Annotated in this window: 17 protein-coding genes; 5 read left to right on the top strand and 12 right to left on the bottom strand. The window is 73.3% G+C overall.

Going from position 1 to position 16711, the window contains the following annotated elements:
* Positions 1–139: 139 nt before the first annotated feature.
* A complete protein-coding gene (locus tag ACZ4NB_RS21665; RefSeq protein ID WP_467663783.1) occupies positions 140–1420 on the top strand; it encodes a DUF4185 domain-containing protein in 1281 nt (426 codons plus the stop codon).
* 16 nt (positions 1421–1436) lie between these two features.
* Here the strand turns inward: ACZ4NB_RS21665 and ACZ4NB_RS21660 are convergent, their stop codons facing one another.
* Genes ACZ4NB_RS21660 through ACZ4NB_RS21645 form a run of 4 tightly spaced genes read right to left on the bottom strand, consistent with a single transcriptional unit; the run spans position 1437 to position 4702 of the window.
* Complete coding sequence (locus ACZ4NB_RS21660) at positions 1437–1838, bottom strand: DnaJ family domain-containing protein (RefSeq protein ID WP_467663781.1); 402 nt, start codon at positions 1836–1838, stop codon at positions 1437–1439.
* A 37-nt stretch (positions 1839–1875) separates the two neighbouring features.
* Positions 1876–2502, bottom strand: a complete 627-nt coding sequence (locus tag ACZ4NB_RS21655; protein ID WP_467663779.1) for a hypothetical protein — start codon at positions 2500–2502, stop codon at positions 1876–1878.
* On the bottom strand, positions 2499–3986 hold the full coding sequence (locus tag ACZ4NB_RS21650) for an ATP-binding protein (protein WP_467663777.1): 1488 nt from the start codon (positions 3984–3986) through the stop codon (positions 2499–2501). Before ACZ4NB_RS21650 ends, ACZ4NB_RS21655 begins: the two co-directional genes overlap by 4 nt.
* Positions 3987–3994: 8 nt before the next feature.
* Positions 3995–4702 carry a response regulator gene (locus tag ACZ4NB_RS21645; RefSeq protein WP_467663775.1) on the bottom strand — a complete coding sequence of 236 codons (708 nt, stop codon included), beginning with the start codon at positions 4700–4702 and terminating at the stop codon, positions 3995–3997.
* A 153-nt stretch (positions 4703–4855) separates the two neighbouring features.
* On the opposite strand from ACZ4NB_RS21645, the gene ACZ4NB_RS21640 reads away from it, so the two are divergent.
* Positions 4856–5632, top strand: coding sequence for a polysaccharide deacetylase family protein (locus ACZ4NB_RS21640; protein ID WP_467663773.1), 777 nt, complete (start codon positions 4856–4858; stop codon positions 5630–5632).
* A gap of 118 nt (positions 5633–5750) precedes the next feature.
* Here ACZ4NB_RS21640 and ssgD (ACZ4NB_RS21635) read toward each other — a convergent pair whose 3' ends face one another.
* From ssgD (ACZ4NB_RS21635) to ACZ4NB_RS21625, 3 genes are all read right to left on the bottom strand, one after another.
* Positions 5751–6164 (bottom strand): spore wall synthesis regulator SsgD, encoded by a 414-nt coding sequence (ssgD, locus tag ACZ4NB_RS21635; protein ID WP_467663771.1) that lies wholly within the window; start codon positions 6162–6164, stop codon positions 5751–5753.
* Between the two features lie 151 nt (positions 6165–6315).
* Positions 6316–7899: a PH domain-containing protein gene (locus tag ACZ4NB_RS21630; protein WP_467663769.1), complete on the bottom strand. Its 1584-nt coding sequence runs from the start codon at positions 7897–7899 to the stop codon at positions 6316–6318.
* Complete coding sequence (locus ACZ4NB_RS21625) at positions 7896–8414, bottom strand: PH domain-containing protein (protein WP_467664027.1); 519 nt, start codon at positions 8412–8414, stop codon at positions 7896–7898. Before ACZ4NB_RS21625 ends, ACZ4NB_RS21630 begins: the two co-directional genes overlap by 4 nt.
* Positions 8415–8577: 163 nt before the next feature.
* On the opposite strand from ACZ4NB_RS21625, the gene ACZ4NB_RS21620 reads away from it, so the two are divergent.
* Positions 8578–9207, top strand: coding sequence for a TetR/AcrR family transcriptional regulator (locus ACZ4NB_RS21620; RefSeq protein ID WP_467663768.1), 630 nt, complete (start codon positions 8578–8580; stop codon positions 9205–9207).
* Positions 9208–9279: 72 nt separating this feature from the next.
* Here ACZ4NB_RS21620 and ssgD (ACZ4NB_RS21615) read toward each other — a convergent pair whose 3' ends face one another.
* On the bottom strand, positions 9280–9705 hold the full coding sequence (ssgD, locus tag ACZ4NB_RS21615) for a spore wall synthesis regulator SsgD (RefSeq protein ID WP_467663766.1): 426 nt from the start codon (positions 9703–9705) through the stop codon (positions 9280–9282).
* Between the two features lie 412 nt (positions 9706–10117).
* On the opposite strand from ssgD (ACZ4NB_RS21615), the gene ACZ4NB_RS21610 reads away from it, so the two are divergent.
* The gene (locus ACZ4NB_RS21610; protein WP_467663765.1) at positions 10118–11209 is read left to right on the top strand and encodes a WD40/YVTN/BNR-like repeat-containing protein; all 1092 of its coding nucleotides are present in this window, start codon (positions 10118–10120) and stop codon (positions 11207–11209) included.
* 202 nt (positions 11210–11411) lie between these two features.
* Here ACZ4NB_RS21610 and ACZ4NB_RS21605 read toward each other — a convergent pair whose 3' ends face one another.
* Together ACZ4NB_RS21605 and ACZ4NB_RS21600 are read right to left on the bottom strand one after the other, a co-directional pair.
* A complete protein-coding gene (locus ACZ4NB_RS21605; protein WP_467663763.1) occupies positions 11412–11918 on the bottom strand; it encodes a MarR family winged helix-turn-helix transcriptional regulator in 507 nt (168 codons plus the stop codon).
* Positions 11919–12111: 193 nt separating this feature from the next.
* A complete protein-coding gene (locus ACZ4NB_RS21600; RefSeq protein ID WP_467663761.1) occupies positions 12112–14058 on the bottom strand; it encodes an FUSC family protein in 1947 nt (648 codons plus the stop codon).
* 226 nt (positions 14059–14284) lie between these two features.
* Between ACZ4NB_RS21600 and ACZ4NB_RS21595 the strand changes: the two genes are divergently transcribed.
* Positions 14285–14902, top strand: coding sequence for a TetR/AcrR family transcriptional regulator (locus tag ACZ4NB_RS21595; RefSeq protein ID WP_467663760.1), 618 nt, complete (start codon positions 14285–14287; stop codon positions 14900–14902).
* An 87-nt stretch (positions 14903–14989) separates the two neighbouring features.
* On the opposite strand, the gene ACZ4NB_RS21590 is transcribed toward ACZ4NB_RS21595, so the two are convergent.
* The gene (locus ACZ4NB_RS21590) at positions 14990–15304 is read right to left on the bottom strand and encodes a hypothetical protein (protein WP_467663758.1); all 315 of its coding nucleotides are present in this window, start codon (positions 15302–15304) and stop codon (positions 14990–14992) included.
* 512 nt (positions 15305–15816) lie between these two features.
* Positions 15817–16620, bottom strand: coding sequence for a DeoR/GlpR family DNA-binding transcription regulator (locus tag ACZ4NB_RS21585; RefSeq protein ID WP_467663757.1), 804 nt, complete (start codon positions 16618–16620; stop codon positions 15817–15819).
* Between the last annotated feature and the right edge of the window lie 91 nt (positions 16621–16711).

Here is a 16711-nt window from a genome sequence, read left to right as displayed (position 1 = left end):
GCAGGCTAGGCGAACGACCGTTAGCTGGAGCAGGGGCTCCAGCTGTGACGTTGCACTCGTTGACCTCTCATTGATGTTCATATCTATGCGTCGGTGACCGGTTCGCTACGGTGGGCGCGGCACCCGATCAAGGAGCGCGATGTCCAAGGCGCCGATCCTCCGCACCACGGCCGTCGCCGCCCTGCTCCTGGCGGTCGCCGCGCTCCTGTGGGCCCTGCCGAGGGCGGCCGCCCCGGACCGTGCCGGGGGCTGCGCCGGGCGCCGGATCGCCTCCTGGTCGGTTGATTCCCGGCATACCGGAGAATTCGCCCGCTACGGCAATGACAACACCCGGGTGGACGACTGGACCGGCGGCGACGGCACCCACTCGGTGCGCCTCCCCGACGGCCGTACGCTCTGGCTCTTCTCCGACACCTTCCTCGACCGGATCCAGCCACCGCCCAACCCCCAAGGCCAGAACCGCCGTTGGCGCACCGCAGACGCCGGCGGCACCCCCTTCCTGCGGCACAACTCCGCCGTGCTGATGTCCCGTTCGGGCCGGCTGGAGCGCACCCTGACCGGCGGCACCCCGGCCGCCCCCGGGCCGCTCTTCCCGGACCTGCCCGACGGCGGCTGGCGCTGGCCGGTCCACGCGAGCGTGGAGCCCCGTACGCCAGGGGCGCGCGAGAAGGTCGTCCGCGTACTGCTGTGGAACCGCGCCCCCGGCGCCGGGCCCTGGCTCTTCGGGGTGCCGCGCGGCACCGAGGTCGCCACCCTCTCGCTGCCCGGCCTGCGCCTGGAGGGCATCGAGGAGACCGTCGGCCCCGGCGCCGTCGCGGACCCCGGGCGGCGGGTCCTCTACGGCGCCGCGGCGGTGCGGGACGGCGGCTGGACCTATGTCTTCGGCGGCGACGACCCGCCGTCCGTGCCAGGCTCCAGCGCCTTCGTCGCCCGGGTCCCGGCCGGGCGGCTCGCGGACCGGGGCGGCTGGCGGTTCTGGGACGGTGCGCGCTGGCAGCGGCGGGCCGAGCGGGCCCGGCCGGTGCTGCGCGAGGGCGGTCGGCGCGGCGTCGGCAGCGCCTTCACCGTCCTGCGCGACGGCCCCGCCACCTGGGTGCTGTTCACCATGGACACCGGGCGCGGCGGCGCGGCCGGACTGCGGACGATCACCGGCTACTGGGCCTGCTCGCCGCAGGGACCCTGGCACGGCCCGGTCGGCCGCCTCACCCCGCCCCGGCCGCCCGCGCCCGACCCGCAGTACGTCGCCGCCTACAACCCCCAGGCTCACCCGGAACTCTCCGCGCACGGCGAGCTGCTGCTCGGCTACGACATCAACTGGCTGGGGCCGCCCGGGGTGCCGGCCGACACCCGGGTCAACGGCGATGTGGAGCTGTACCGGCCGCGGTTCGTGCGCGTACGGATGGCGGACACCGGACGATGAGCCCGGCGCGCTGCCTTCAACTCCCGTGCCGCGCCCGCCACTTGGCGGCCTGCTCGTCGATGTCGAACGGGACGAGACGCAGCGGCGGGCCTTCGGGCGGGGTCCGCAGCGCCGCCTGGATCCGCTCGTTGACCGCCGCCAGGATGCGCCGCAGCGCGGCCTCTGTGGGGGCGTTCGCCGCGGCCTGAAGGGCGTCCTCGGCCTCCTTGCGCAGAGCCAGGCTCGGCGGCAGGTAGGACAGGTGCTCCCGGCCCATCTTCTCCTTGATCCACCACATCTCGTCATACGGCTGGTCGAGATGGCGCAGGGGCTTGCCGGCCCCGGGGAGGTCGGCGAAGTCGCCGCGCTCCGTCGCCTCGCGGATCTGCTTGTCGACCCAGGTCTCGAAGGTGACTCCGGGTGGCTTGCGCTCGGTCATCGCCTCTCCCCAGGATGCGGCCTGCACGTCAGCGCTGTCAGCCTACGCCGCTGCCGCCCGCGCCGCCGGTGCCGCTGTTCGCCGAGCTGCCCGGAGTGGGCTGGACCACCGGGAAGGCGTTGTTTCCGCCGCACACCATGGGGCCGACCCGGACCGCATCGCCCACCACGGTCACCGTGACCTGCCCCGGCGGCTTGTCCCCGGGGACCCGGGCATTGGCCGCGGTGCACACCAGCTGGTTCAGGGAGGCGGAGTCCAGCAGCTTGGCGTTCACCGGCAGGGTGATCACGACCTTGCCCTCGCCGCTGGAGGCGGTGAGCCGGCTGGGGAACTTCGGCAGCACACTGGACAGGCCCCGCATCCGCTCGGCGTGGTTCGGCCCCTCCATCAGCAGCTCGATGGCCTGCTCCGGATCGACCGGGGCCTTCGCCGGGCGGGTCGCCGAGCGCAGCCCGGACGGCCCGTAGAAGAACAGCTGGACATCGGCCACCTGCTGGCCCGGCGACTTCACGCCGCCGGCGGGCTCACCGGCGTCGATCACATCGGTCGGTGCGATACCGCAGCCGGCCAGCGCGACGGCGAGCGCGCCGGTGACCGCGCCGCCCAGCACCCGGCGCCGGGCCCGGACCGTACGCGGGGCGTTCGGGGTCTGCGTCGCGCTCATGCCTCGTTCTCTCTTCCGCCGCCGGCCGTCCCGGCGCCCGTCTCACCCGGCTCGTCGTGGCGCAGCGGCAGATCCACCGTGAACACCGCGCCGCCGTCGGGGGAGTTGGCGGCGCGCAGGGTGCCGCCGTGCAGTCGTACGTTCTCCATCGCGATGGCCAGGCCCAGGCCGCTGCCCTCGGAGCGGGCACGGGCGGAGTCCGCCTTGTAGAAGCGCTCGAAGACATGGGGCAGGACCTCGGGGTCGATGCCGGGGCCGCTGTCGGAGATCTCGATCAGCAGCCGGCCGGCGCCCGGCTCCGGCGCCTTGAGCGCCACCCGGACCGGCTCGCCGCCGTGGTGCAGCGCGTTGCCCACGAGGTTCGCGACGACCACATCGAGCCGCCGCGGGTCGAGCCGGGCCCGTACGTCCGCCGGCAGGTCCGCCGCCACCCGCTTCTGCCAGGCCCTGGCCTGCAGCGTCTTCTGGATGGTCTCGGCGACATCGACCTCGTCCAGATGGAGCGCGGCGGCCCCCGCGTCGAACCGCGAGACCTCCATCAGGTCCTCCACCATCCGCGCCAGCTTGCCGGTCTCCTGGCTGATCAGCCGGACCGCGGAGGCGGTGTCGGGGTCGAGGGAGTCGGCGTCCTCGTCGAGCACGTCGGTGACCGCGGTCATCGCCGCCAGCGGCGTCCGCAGCTCGTGCGAGACGTCGGCGGCGAACCGCCGGGAGTTGGACTCCAGACGGCGCAGCTCGGCCATGCTCTCCTCCAGCCGGGCCGCCATGTCGTTGAAGGTCAGGGAAAGATCGGCGAGCTCGTCGGCGCCCTTGACCTCCAGGCGGGTGTCCAGCTTGCCCTCGGCGATCCGCCCGGCGGCCTGCCGCAGGCCCCGCACCGGCCGCAGCACCCCGCGCGCGGCGAGCAGCGCCGGGATCACGGCGAGGATGAGCACCGGCAGCGCGCCCCGCTGCGCGGCGGTCACCAGCGCCTCGACGTTGGACTCCTCGGCGCTGAGCGGGAGCTGGGCGTAGACGGACAGCGCCGAGGCCGCGCCGTCGGACTGCCGGACCGGCATCCCGATCAGCAGCCACGGGTCGCCGCCGCGGTCGATGCGCTGGAAGGCCGGAACATGGCGCTTCTCCACGCTCGCCTTGAGGTCGGACGGGATCAGCACACTGCGCCGCAGACCGCCCTCGTCGCTGTCCGGGACCCCGCGGTAGTGCACGGAGATATCCCATTCGCGGGACTTTCCGGAGCGCTCCAGCTGCACCCGGAAGTTGTCCAGGTCGGCCTGGGCCGGCGGCACCGTGAGCTCCGGTGCCAGCGAGTTGACCTGTGCCCGCAGATCGTTGACGGCGATGTCCTGGGAGCGCTGGAGGATCGCGTTGCGGGCCTCGCGGTAGGTCAGCAGCGCGGTGGTCAGCGCGCTGACCGTGGCCACCACCAGGAACCCCACGACGAGCCTGGCCCGCAGACCGCGCAGCAGCGTACGGGACGGCACCAGCCGGTTCACAGCGGCCCGAAGCGGTAGCCGAAGCCGCGCACCGTCTGGACGTAGCGGGGGCTGCGCGGGGTGTCCTCTATTTTCGTCCGCAGCCGCATCACGCAGGCGTCGACCAGTCGCGCGTCGCCGTGGTAGCTGTGCTCCCACACATGCTCCAGCAGCTGCTGGCGGCTGAAGACCTGCCCGGGCGTGGCGGACAGGAACAGCAGCAGCTTCATCTCCGACGGGGCCAGCGCCAGGTCCTGGCCGCCCTTGGTGACGACCAGCCCGGCCCGGTCGATGGCCAGTTCGCCGTAGGTCTCCACGGGGGCGGGGCCCGGCTCCGCGGCGGCCGGCGCACCGTCCGCGGGCAGCGCGGTGCGGCGCAGCACGGCGCGGATGCGCGCTTCGAGGACCTCACCGCGGGCCGGTTTGACGATGTAGTCGTCGGCCCCGGCCTCCAGCCCGAGGACCACGTCCAGATCGTCGCCACGCGCCGTGAGCATGATGATCGGCAGCTGCCGCTCGGCCCGGATCAGCCGGCAGACCTGGAAGCCGTCCTTCCCCGGGAGCATCAGATCCAGCAGCACGATGTCGGGACGGAACGTCGGCAGGGTCGCCAGGCCCGCCTCGCCGCTGGCCGCGGCCGCCACTTCATGGCCGCGCCGCCGTAGCGCGAGGGTCACTCCGTCGCGTACGGCGGCGTCGTCCTCGATCAGAAGTACACGTGGCATGGGTCGAGTATCAATCAGTTTCATGATGGATCCGTAACAGGAGCAGCCTGCCCGGTCCCGGGCCCATCTGTCGTGGTGGAAGGCGGCGGGCACCGGCATCGCCCACCGCCGTTCGCTTTGGACACCAGCACGGCGTGAGGGGACGGGATCGGCATGGCACGGCGCTTCGGCATCGAAGGCGGGATCATCGGAGTGGCCGCGGCGGCAGTAGTGTCGCTGGCGGTGGCGGGGGCGCTGGCCTTCGCCCAACCGCAGGCATCCGAGGCCGAGGCGGACAGTCCGGGCTCCGCCCAGCAGCGGCCCGAGCGGGCGCCGAAGATCGCGCCCGTCGACCCGTCCATCGCCCATGCCTCGGACCGCCCGGGCCGCAGCCTGAACATCACCATCGACGACGGACCGGACCCGGTCTGGACCCCGAAGGTCCTGGAAGTGCTCAAGAAGCACGAGGTCAAGGCGGTCTTCTGCATGATCGGCCCGCAGGCCAAGGCCCACCCGGACCTGGTCAAGCAGGTGGTGGCCGCCGGGCACAAGCTCTGCGACCACACCATCAGCCACAACACCGGTATGGACCACCAGCCGCAGAACTACCAGTCCCGGCAGATCCTCGACGCGCAGAAGATGATCGAGGACGCGGCGGGCGGCGCGAGGGTGGAGTACTACCGCGCCCCCGGCGGCGCCTTCACGCCGTACAGCCGGCAGCTCGCCGCCGACCACGGCATGCGCCCGCTGGGCTGGAACGTCGACAGCAAGGACTTCGAGGGCGGCAGCGTCGCGACGATCGAGGGGACGGTCCGCGGGGAGCTGTCCAACGGGCCGACGGTCCTCTTCCACGACGGCGGCGGCAACCGCGCCCGGACCGTGGAGTCGCTGGAGCGGCTGCTGCCGTGGATGAAGCAGCAGGGCTACGGGTTCGGATTCCCGGAGCGGTAGGAGGCCGGGGAAGTCTCCCCGATACGGGAGCGGGACCACCGTGCGGGCCGTCGCACTCCGGGATACCCGGGGCGGCGGCCCGCGCGGCGTTGCGGCTCGTGCCGAGCGGGCCCGCGCGTCAGGCCGCGCCGAACAGCTCCGCCAGTCCCTGGTCCAGACCCAGGTGCGTCGCCTCGGCGCCGGCGGGCACGGCCGCGTAGGACCGGGCGAGGAACCGCAGCACCTCGGCGGTCCTCAACTGGACCATCGCGATGCCCTCGTCGGCGTGGAACTCCATCACCGTGCGGTCCGGGCCGCACGGCCGCACCCGTACGTCGCCCCGCCCGGCCGGTGCCCGCAGCCCCGCGTCCAGCAGCTCGCGGGCGAACGTCCAGTCCACCGCGGAGCCGTCCAGCGATATCTCCGGCGGGAAGGTCATCCGCACCGCCAGCGGATCGGCGGGGAGGTAGCGCAGCACGGCGGGGACCGGGTACGTGCCGGGGGTGGTGGCGATGAGGCGGACCTGGACGGCGTGGTCGATGACGGTGTTCATCGCGCTGCTCCCTCACGGCTTGTCGGTCATGGGCACGGGCTCGTCCACTAGGACGTCGTGCCCACTCCCGCCGTGCACGCGAGGGGTGTGTGAGGTGCGTCACGTTTGAGGGCTGTCGATCGACTGCCCTTACCCGCTACGGCAGTTGGCCTCAGGTCCGGTGCCGCTCCCCGGGCCGGACCAGGAACTCGTCCAGGATGCCCGGGGCCGCCGCCGCGGCGAACGCCGGGGCGGCGTCGGCCGCGAGGTCCCGGATGCGGTAGCCGTCCTCGCCCGCCGCGACCGCCGCGGTGAGCGTGACCAGGCCCGACCGGCGGGTGAACGGAGAGGTGGAGAACGTCCAGGCGGCGACCCCCTCGCGCTGCAGGGCGAAGGTGTCACGGCTGAAGGTCCCCGAGCGCCCGACCAGATACCGGCCCTCGACGGCGTGCCCCAGACTGCGGTACGCGTCCCCGGCCAGCCACAGTGTCAGCAGCGTGCCGAGCACCGCGTAGATCCACGCGCAGTGCAGCAGTACGGGCGTGAACGCCGCGCCCAGGCCCGCCAGGAGCGCGGTACCGGGCAGCACCACGCACAGCAGCCCGCGTACCCGGCGCCGGCGCAGGGCGGCGCGCGGATGCGGCGTCAGCGGTGCCGGGGCGGAGCCGCCGGGGAACGGCGCGCGCAGTGCGCCGCCCGCCACCCGCAGCGCCTGCGCGCGCGGCGCCGGCGGCAGCAGCCCGCTGCGCTTGCGGTTCTCCTCGCGGTTGCCCAGCCCGCCGGCCACCGCGCGCACCAGCGCGCCGCCGCCGGCCCGCAGCAGCAGGGGCTCGCGCAGCACCACACCGCGCAGCCGGGCCCGTTCGATGGTGACCGAGCGGGTGGTGAACAGCCCGCGGCGGAGCCGCAGGGTGCGCGCGTCGGCCCACTCCAGGCGGTAGCTCCACCAGTTCTCGACGTACAGGACGATCGCGCCGAGCGAGCCGAGGGCGAGGACGGCCAGCAGCGCCGCCGGGATCGTCAGCCAGAGCGCGCCGGCACCGAAGTCGACGAACGCCTGCCGGACGAAGCCGATCTTCCAGGGCTCGATGCCCATACCGTCCAGCGCCCGGTAGACGGATCCGGCCGCCACGAACACCCCGCCGACGACCCAGAAGGTGAGCGGTGCGTAGCGCAGCCAGCGCCAGCTGATGCGGGCCAGCACCGGATCCGTGGCGGCCCCCTCGGTGTCGGCGCGGGCGAGCAACTCCGTGCGCAGCCGGTCCGCTTCCCGGGTCGTCAGCGCCTCCAGCGACAGCTCGCCGCGACCGTCCGCCGAGCCCGCCGTGCCGGCCCGCAGCACGGTGACGCCCAGCAGCCGGTGCAGCGGCGTCGCCGTCAGATCGACGGTGCGGATGCGGTGCAGCGGCACACTGCGCAGCCGCCGGTTCAGCAGACCGGTCCGTACGTCGAGGGTGTCGGCGGTGACCCGGAAGTCCGTACGCGCCCAGCGGATCAGGCCGAGCGTGGTGACGACGGCGAAGGAGGCGGCTACGGCGGCGAGGGTGATCCATGCCTTGGTGCCGATCCGGCCGCCGGTGGCCAGTGCGGTCAGCGTCAGGGAGGCCAGCGGCGCGCCCATCCAGCCGCAGTGCACCAGCAGGGTGCGGGGATCCAGCCGCCGCCATTGGGGGGCGGCGGAGGGGGCGCCCGGCGCGAGGACGGCGTCGGGCCCGTCGGACGCGCCGGGCGCCTCGGGAGGCAGTGGTGCGCTCATGCGGCATCACCCGGTACGGCCTGCGCGGCCTCGCCGATCAGCCGGGACAGCTCCTCGGCGTCGGCGTCGGACAGGCCCGCGATCTTGATGTCGCCGGCGGTCGAGGCGGTGGTGACGGTCACCGTCGCCAGCCCGTACCGGCGCTGCAGCGGACCGCGCACCGTGTCCACCGTCTGTACGCGGGACAGCGGCGCGATCCGCCGCTTCTGCCAGAACCAGCCGCCCGCGGCGTAGACCGCGCGACCGCCCAGCTCCCAGGCGTGCACCGCATAGCGCCAGCGCGGCATCACCACGAGATAGCCGACGGCCGGCAGCACGAGCACCACCAGCAGCAGCGGCCCGAGCCAGGGCAGCGCGCCGGGGAAGAACAGCAGGGACAGCACCGCCAGGACGAGCGCGGTGAGCAGCATCGGGCCGCTGAGCGTCAGCAGGGCCTGCAGGGTCCACCAGTTGCGGGCCCGGGGATCGACGCGGTGGCGGGGCGGGCGCAGCAGCGGGGCGGCGTGCTCGGGCATCAGGGTGTCACCGGTTTCCAAGTCAAGCGTATTGAGTAGCGGTACGTTATAACGGTACAAGCGACTTGTAAAAACCGGCAGGGGTCGCGGCAGCCGGATCCATGCGGGAAGAACGGCGCGCCCCGCGAGAAGGGCGCGCGACATGAGAAGGAAGGGCTCGTCCGTGCCCAAGAAGGTGGACCACGAAGCCAGGCGGCGGGAGATCTCCGAGGCGCTCTGGCGGATCACCGGCAGCCGCGGACTGGACGCCGCGAGCCTGCGCGACGTCGCCGCTGAGGCGGGCATCTCACTCGGCCGGCTCCAGCACTACTTCCGCACCAGGGACGAGATGCTGATCTTCGCCCTCCGGCACATCAACCAGCTCGCCGCCGACCGCATCCGCGCCAGGATCGAGGCGCTCGCCGAGGAGCCGACGCCGCGCGAGGTCCTGCGCGCCTGCCTGACGGGCATGCTGCCGCTGGACGACAACAGCCGCATCGGTGTGCTCGTCGGCGCCGCTTACTACGCCCGCGCCGTCCATGACGCCACCCTGCGCGCCGAGGCCCGCAACGGCATTCCCCAGCTCGGCGCCTTCTTCGCCGACCAGCTCCGACGTGCCGCCGAACGGGGGGAGCTGCCCCCGGAGCGCGCGACCGAGGACCAGGCGATGCTGCTGATCAGCGTCGCCGACGGGCTCGCCAGCTACGTCCTGCTCGAAGTGCACGAGCCGCAGGCCGCGGTGCGGCTGCTGGACCTGCACCTGGCGAACCTCTTCGGGGACCCGGCCGAGGGGCGGGCGACGGCGGGGGAGTGAGTCGGGGCGGGGGTGCTCCGGGCCGCAGGGGGCCGAGTCGGCGTCGGCGGGAGCGGCCCGGGTGGCCGGGGTCTACGCCTCGCGCAACAGGGCGTCGAGATCGGCCTCGACGTCCAGATGCCGTGCCTCGTCGCCCCTCGGGACGACCTCGTACGACCGGGTCAGGAAGCCGCGCAGATCCTGCGCGTCGAACTGCACCACCGCCATCCCGCCGGCGGTGTGCAGCTCCACCACGACGACCTCGCGCTCACCGTCGGGGTTGCTCGGCCAGATCTGCACATCGCCCGCGCCGGCCGACCGGTACAGCCCCTCCTCCAGCAGCTCCCGACCGAACGTCCAGACCACCTCCGCACCGTCCAACGAGGCGACGGGCGGAAAGACCAGGCGCACCGCGAACGGATCGGCGCGGTCGTAACGCAGGTTCGCCGGAATCACCCGCGACCGGGGAGCGGTCGCGATGAGACGGGCCGAAACGGCTTGGTCGATGACGCTGGACATCGCCGGCTCCCTTGCAATTGGTGCGGATCTCTGGGTCTACAACCACTAGGACGGCAAGGCCATTGCCGCGGGTGCATTGGAATCCCATGTATTCCTGCGTGACCTGCATCACCAGGCGGAGGAATGTATCCCCATGCGCCGCCATATGCCCTCTTTGTTGTCCGGGAATCGGAGGCCCCGGCGCGCGACGACGCGATATGACGGTACGTCAGTTTTCGGTCGAGTGTCAGGAAGTCGCCATGAACTCGCCTTCGGTGGCCGCCGGGTGGGCCTGGACGGAGCCGCCGCGCTGGGCTAGCTTCCAGCGCACAACACGAGCGGGGTGGGGCGAATGCGGCGCATGGTGCACAGCGGGTCGTTCTTCGGCAGAGGCGGGAGCGGGGCTCCGCTCGCACGCCGGGTGGCGCGCCGCATGGCGGCAGCGGCGCTGGCGGTGACGGGCATGGTCGCCGCCGCGCCCGGCTCGTCGGCCGCGGCGGTCACCGCCAGCCATGAACCGGCGGCGGCAGCGCAGCGCACCACCCCGCTCGCCGGAGCCGGCTGGCGGCTCAAGGACAGCGGCAGCACGGCCCGCTTCCGCGGTCTGGCGGCCGTCAGCCGCAGCACCGCCTGGGTCGCCGGCACGGGCGGCACCGTGCTGCGCACCCACGACGGCGGCAAGCGTTGGAGCGATGTCTCCCCGCCCGGTGCCGGCGGGCTGGAGTTCCGCGACATCGAGGCGTTCGACGCCCGCCGCGCGGTCGTCCTCGCCATCGGCGAGGGCGAGTCCTCGCGCGTCCTGCGCACCGACGACGCCGGCGCCACCTGGCACGAGAGCTTCCGCAACACCGACCCCCGCGCCTTCTACGACTGCCTGACCTTCTTCGACCAGCGGCACGGCATCGCGCTCAGCGACCCCGTGGACGGCAGGTACCGCATCCTGTCCACCGGGGACGGCGGCCGCAGTTGGCGCGTACTGCCGTCGGACGGTATGCCCCCGGCGCAGCCCGGTGAGGCCGCGTTCGCCGCCAGTGGCCAGTGCCTGGTCTCCGCGGGCGGCCATGACGCCTGGATCGCGACCGGCGGCGCCGGCACCGCCCGCGTCCTGCACACCGCCGACCGCGGGCGCACCTGGTCGGCCACCGACGCCCCCCTTCCGGCGGGCGATCCGGCACGCGGCGTCTTCGCCCTCGCCTTCCGCGACCGGGCGCACGGCCTCGCGGTCGGCGGCGACTACCGCCCCGACCAGCCCTCGCCCCGCGCCGCCGCGGTCAGCGCCGACGCCGGCGCCACCTGGACCGCGTCCGCCGAACCCCCCACGGCCTACCGCTCCGGCGCCGCCTGGCTCCCGCACTCCCGGCGCCTGGCCCTGGCGGTCGGGCCGTCCGGCAGCGACCTCACGTTCGACGGCGGCCGCACCTGGCACCCGTTCGACCAGGGCTCGTACGACACCGTCGACTGCGCCCCCGACCTGGGCTGTTGGGCAGCGGGGGAGCGGGGCCGGATCGCACGGCTGGGGTGGTGAGCGGCGCGGGCGGGGGAGCGGGGGACGGCCGGAGCCGCGGGGCGAGGCGGCGGGCGTAGGCCGATGGCCGGAGCGGCCAACGGCGCTTTCGCGGTGCCGGTCGGAGCGGCCAACGGCGCTTTCGCGGCGCCGGCCGGAGCGGCCAACGGCGCTGTCCCCGCGCGGCCGGAGCAGCCAAGGGCCCCTTCCCCGCACCGTCCCCTCACTCCATGAGGCTCCCGAGCCGGCCCTCCAGTACGACCAGCAACTCGGCGAGCGACGCGGAGAGTTCCTCCTGCCGCTGATCACCGATGCCGTCGAGCAGCGCCGCCTCGTACCGCAGCTGCTCCGGCAGCAGCCGGTCGATGGTTTCGCGGCCCTCGTCGGTGAGCGAGAGATGCGCCACGCGGCGGTCCCGGTCGTCCGGCCGACGCGCGATCAGCCCCCGCTCCTCCAGCTGCCGTACGCGCTTGGTCACCGCCGCACCGGAGGCGAAGGTCTCACGGGCGACCCGCCCAGGGGTCAGCTCGCGGTCCATCCGGCGCAGGGTGCCGAGGATGTCGAATTCGGGCCGGGTGAGTCCGGCCCGCCGCAGCGGCGCGTCGGCCGCCTGCTGCAGCAGGGCGGAACAGCGGTTGAGCCGCCCGATCACCGCCATCGGGCCGGTGTCCAGCCCGGGGTGCACCTGCTGCCACTGGCGCAGCACCCCTGCGACGATGTCCTCGGTCACCCGCACTCTCCTCTCGGCCAGGCCGTCCGCCGCTCGGTCCCCTCCGGGCGGTCGGCGCCGGGGGCAGGTCCGGGACCGCGGTGTCCGGCGCGGCCGGTCCGCCGCTGGTCACCCGGTCCGCTGCTGATCACCCGGACAGGACCTCATTGTGCCTGCCGCACGGCGCCGTCCGCCGCGCGGGCGGGCGTACGGGTCAGGCGGCGGGTGCAGGTGCCGGTGCCAGTGGCGCAGTGCCCGCCGTGCGCACCTGACCCACCGGCGAGGCCCCCAGCCGCCGGACGACCCCGGCCAGCGCATGGTGACCCCGCTCCTCGGCACCGGAGATCCGCTCCTGCGGGACGGCGCGCTGCCACCACTCGCCGGCCGCCACCTCCGCGGCCTCCCGGAGTTCGACCAGGCAACCGGCCAGCCGGTCGCGCGCCCAGCAGATCTCCCGAGCCGCGTCGGCCCCGGGAGCCGGTTGCGCCGCGAGCAGTTGGAGCACGGCGGCCTCCGCCTCCGCCAGCCGCTCCAGCGCGCCCTCGACACGGTCCGCCGCCCGCCGGTTGGTGACCACGACACAGCACGCCAGGCCCACCGCAGCGCCCACCACGGTGTCGATCCAGCGGTCCGCGATCAGCGTCGCCACCGGCCGATGACCGCCGAACTCCGTCAGCAGCAACGCCATCGGCGTGACCCACACCGAGCCCAGCCAGTAATTGCGGCTGATACTGGCCTCCGCCCCGAGCTGGCAGGCCAGCGCCAGCGCGACCATCGCGAGCGGCCCGGTGCGGATCAACGGCAGCAGCGCGGTGAACAGCAGCAGACCGAGCAGATTGCCCAGGGTGCGCTGCAGCGCCCGCTGCCAGGAGAGCGTGGTGTTGGCCTGGTAGATCGAGGCGGCGGTGACCACGGCCCAATACGGGTGCCCGACGCCGACCGCCATCGAGGCCCAGCCCGCCAGTACACACCCGGCGGCGACCCGCACTCCTATGGGCAGCAGCGGTGAACCCGGTGCCAACCGGGAGGCCACCGCACGCAGCCCACGCGGGTGACCGGGGGCGGGCCGCCGCGGGCCCACCGCTTCGACGGCGGTGCCCGCCATCGCTTCCCCGGGCCGGCTTCCTCCCCGCGCCCGACCGTCGACACAGGTCCCGTGCCGATCCCCGGCACCGTCCCCTACCCGTTCCTCATCCTCGGCCTGTGCCACCGAGAGCGCGACATCGGGGAGCGGGCGCCCGCTCCGGAGGCCACGGGCCCAGGCGGCCAGGACGGCGGCTTGGGCGGCGCCTTGGGCTCCGGCGCCTTCGGGCCCCCGGTCGTTCGAAGCCCCGAGCGCCGCCTCCGCCCGCATCAGCAGCCGTTCGAGTCCGGCCCGGGCCGCCGCCTGCTGCGGGGAGCGGGGTGCCGGGACCAGGAACAACGTGTTCCGGGCCGCGTTCACGGCGGCCGCGGCGGCATGCCGGGTGTGCGCCACGCCGGCCACCCCGGCCGCCGCCGCGCCGCCCGCACCCCGCTCCGTACGCAGCAGACCGGCGGCGGCCTCCAGCGCACGGGCGGTCGCGATCCGCTCCGGGCCCTGCGGACGGACCAGCGCCGGCGCCATGCACACCAGCCAGGCGAGCACGCCCGCGCCGAGCGCCAGCGCCAGGCGCGCGGGGACCTGCCCCAGGCGCTGCGGAACGAAGAAGCCCGACGCCGCGACGAAGGTCAGGATGAGGTTCCCCGGCGGACCGATGCGGGTCGCGTCGCAGACGACCTTGTGGACCGCGGCGAGCAGCGAGGCGAGTACGACGAGCAGTGCGGTCGAGGTGATCAGCGAGGCCGCGGTCAGCGCCGCACCGAGGCTCGCGACCATGCCGAGCACGACCCACGCCAGCGTGCGGGCGCGGGCGGCGTACGGCAGACCGTGCGCGTACAGGGCGCACATCGCCCCGGCCGAGGTGTAGAGGATCAGATCCAGCCGATCCAGGAGGAGGAGTGCGAGGTCGGGGATCGCCAGGGCGACGACCGCGCTGAGCGCCGGCTTGTGCCAGATGTCGACGGGGCGGCGCAGCCGCACGGTGCTCCTGATCGGCAACGGCCGGGCGCGCACCGTGCCCGTCGGCTCGACGCTCCCCGTCCTCCCGCGCTTCCCGGCGGGCCTGGCATGCTTCCCCATAGGGGAAAGATTAACAGGTGTTTTACTCGTGAAGGGTCTGGGTGGGGGTCGGGCTCGTGGCCTGAGGCCGGGGCCAGGCCGGGGTCGAGGTCGCGTGAGTCGGGGTGCGGGGGAGGAGGGGGGAGGTCGAGGGGGGAGGCGGGAGGACGGCCGTCCGACGCCCTCGCCCTCCCCCCACCGGCCGCCCCGGGGCGGACATCGCACAACAGAGAGCGACAATGTGCGGGTGCCAGCCGCCAAGAAGAAGACGACCACCGCGAACGCCTCCCCGGAGCGCCGCCGCGAACTGCTCGACACCGCGGCCGAGGTCTTCGCCGCACAGGGCTACAACGCCACGACCGTCCGCCGGATCGCGGACGAGGCCGGGATGCTCGCGGGCAGCCTCTACTACCACTTCGATTCCAAGGAATCGATGCTGGACGAGATCCTTTCCACGTTCCTGGACGAGCTGTGGGAGGGCTATGACGCGGTGCTCGCCGCACGGCTCGGGCCCAGGGAGACGATCGAGGCGCTGGTCACCGAGTCCTTCCGGGAGATCGACCGGCACCGCGCCGCCGTCGCGATCTATCAGAAGGAGGCCAAGCACCTCGCCGGGCAGCCCCGCTTCGGCTACCTCGCCGACTCCCAGCAGAAATTCGAAAGGGCCTGGCTGGGCACCCTGGAGCGGGGTGTGGCCGACGGAGTCTTCCGCGCCGACCTCGACGTCCGGCTGACGTACCGGTTCGTCCGCGACACCGTCTGGGTGGCCGCCTCCTGGTATCGGCCGGGCGGTCTGCACAGCCCTGAGGAGATCGCCCGCCAGTACTTGTCGATGGTGCTGGACGGCATCGCCGTACGCGAATGATCGGCCGGGCGGGGCACGGAACGGCCCGCGCCCCGACGGCGCGCCCTCAGGCCCGTGGGCTCGGCCGCCGCTCGACGGCGGGGCTGTTCAGCACGAGACGTTCTTCACGTACAGCGCCCGCGGCGTCGTTGCCGTCTTGCCGTAGGGGACGTTCCGCGTCTCGCCCCGGGGGAGGCGGCCCCGCGGATCCTTGTGGTAGGGGACGACGACGGTGAAGCACGCGGTGCGCACCGCGCACAGATTCGCCAGGCGCACGTACCGCTTCCCGTCCTGGTTGAAGTACTTCCGCACCTTGACGCACCGCGGCGGCTGGTCGGCGGCGGCCGCTTCCGCGGCGGTGGTCAGTGTCAGTGAGGCGCTGCATGCCACTGCTGCCAGCGCTATGGCCAGAAACTTCCGCACGTCATCTCCCCCGAGAGAAACTCAGACTCAGACTCCCCCTGCGAAACCCGTATCGGCCTCGCACGTTCATTCCCCATTGTCCACACCCGCATGACGAAATCAGCCTCGGGTGCCACATGGGGACACAAGTGCGACACAAGAGCGACCTTTTTGATACCGGATGGGACGCTAGCGAAATATACGAAAGCGGGGCAAACCGCTAGCCGTCCGATCGCCCCCTCTCAGGTGTCGCCACCGCCACTCGCCCCACCGGCTCCCTCTCATCGACGTGGCGACGGCCCCATGCCCGGCGGGCCGGCTCGCACACATTCCACGGGCCCGTCCCACCACCCCCAGCGCTCCATGGCGACGCTCAGTGCGTCGACCAGTGCGTCGACCAGTGCGCCGACATCTGGACCGGGCGACCTTCGTGGATTCCGCGATTGCGCACGGTGCGGACGGAGCCAGTGCGGCGCCGGCAGGGAGCCGGCCCGGAGCCGGTACGGGGCCCAGTACGGGGCAAGTCCAGAGCCCTACTCGGCGGCGGACGGGCGTGCCGTCACCACTTTCAGTCCCCGGTCGGCGAACTCGCGTCGCGTCGCCTCCTTCGCGCCGCCGTCCGTGATGAAGGTGTCGAAGACATCCGCATCGCCGACCCGGGCGAAGCACCGCTCGCCGATCTTCGACGAGTCCGCGACGACGACGGCACGCCGGGCGCGTTCGGCCATGAGGCGGTTGACCCGGGCCTCCGCCTCATCGTGCACCGTGGCCCCCATTAGCGGGTCCACCCCGTTCGCCCCGATGAACGCGATATCGATCGAGATCTGCTGAAGTACCAACTCGCTGAACGGACCGACGAGTTCGAACGACCGCGAGTGCGCCACCCCGCCCGTGAGCACGATCTTGATCTGCGGCCGCACGGCCAGCTCATTGGCGATGTTGAGGGAGTTGGTGACGATGGTCAGATGCGGCTGCGGTCCCGCCTCGGCGAAGTCCGGGCGGGTGGCCAGCACCCGGGCGATCGCCGTGGTCGTCGTGCCACCGCTCAGACCGACCACATCCCCCCGCTCGACCAGCTTCGCCGCGGCCTTCGCCACCGCCTCCTTCTCCTCCGACCGGTGAGCGTGCTTGTAGCGGATCGGCAGGTCGTACGCCACCGAGCTGAGCACCGCCCCGCCCCGGGTGCGGGTCAGCAGCTGCTGCTCGGCGAGGGCGTCCATGTCGCGCCGCATCGTGGCGGCCGAGACCTCCAGAGCGGTCGCCGCCTCCTCGACGTCTACTCGACCCCGGTCCCCGAGCAGCTCTAGCAGTGCGTTCATCCGTTCATGGCGCTTCATGGCGCGAGCCTAATTCGTTTCCTTCGGCCTCCGTGACGCCCGGTGGGCGCCCCGTCCTCCACCTCGTTCTCCTCCCTGCAGGCGTGGGCGG

It is taken from the genome of Streptomyces sp. NPDC026575 (genome assembly GCF_055567415.1).
The sequence above is the reverse complement of the archived record's forward strand: the minus strand, read 5'-3'. Positions and strand labels throughout refer to the sequence as shown.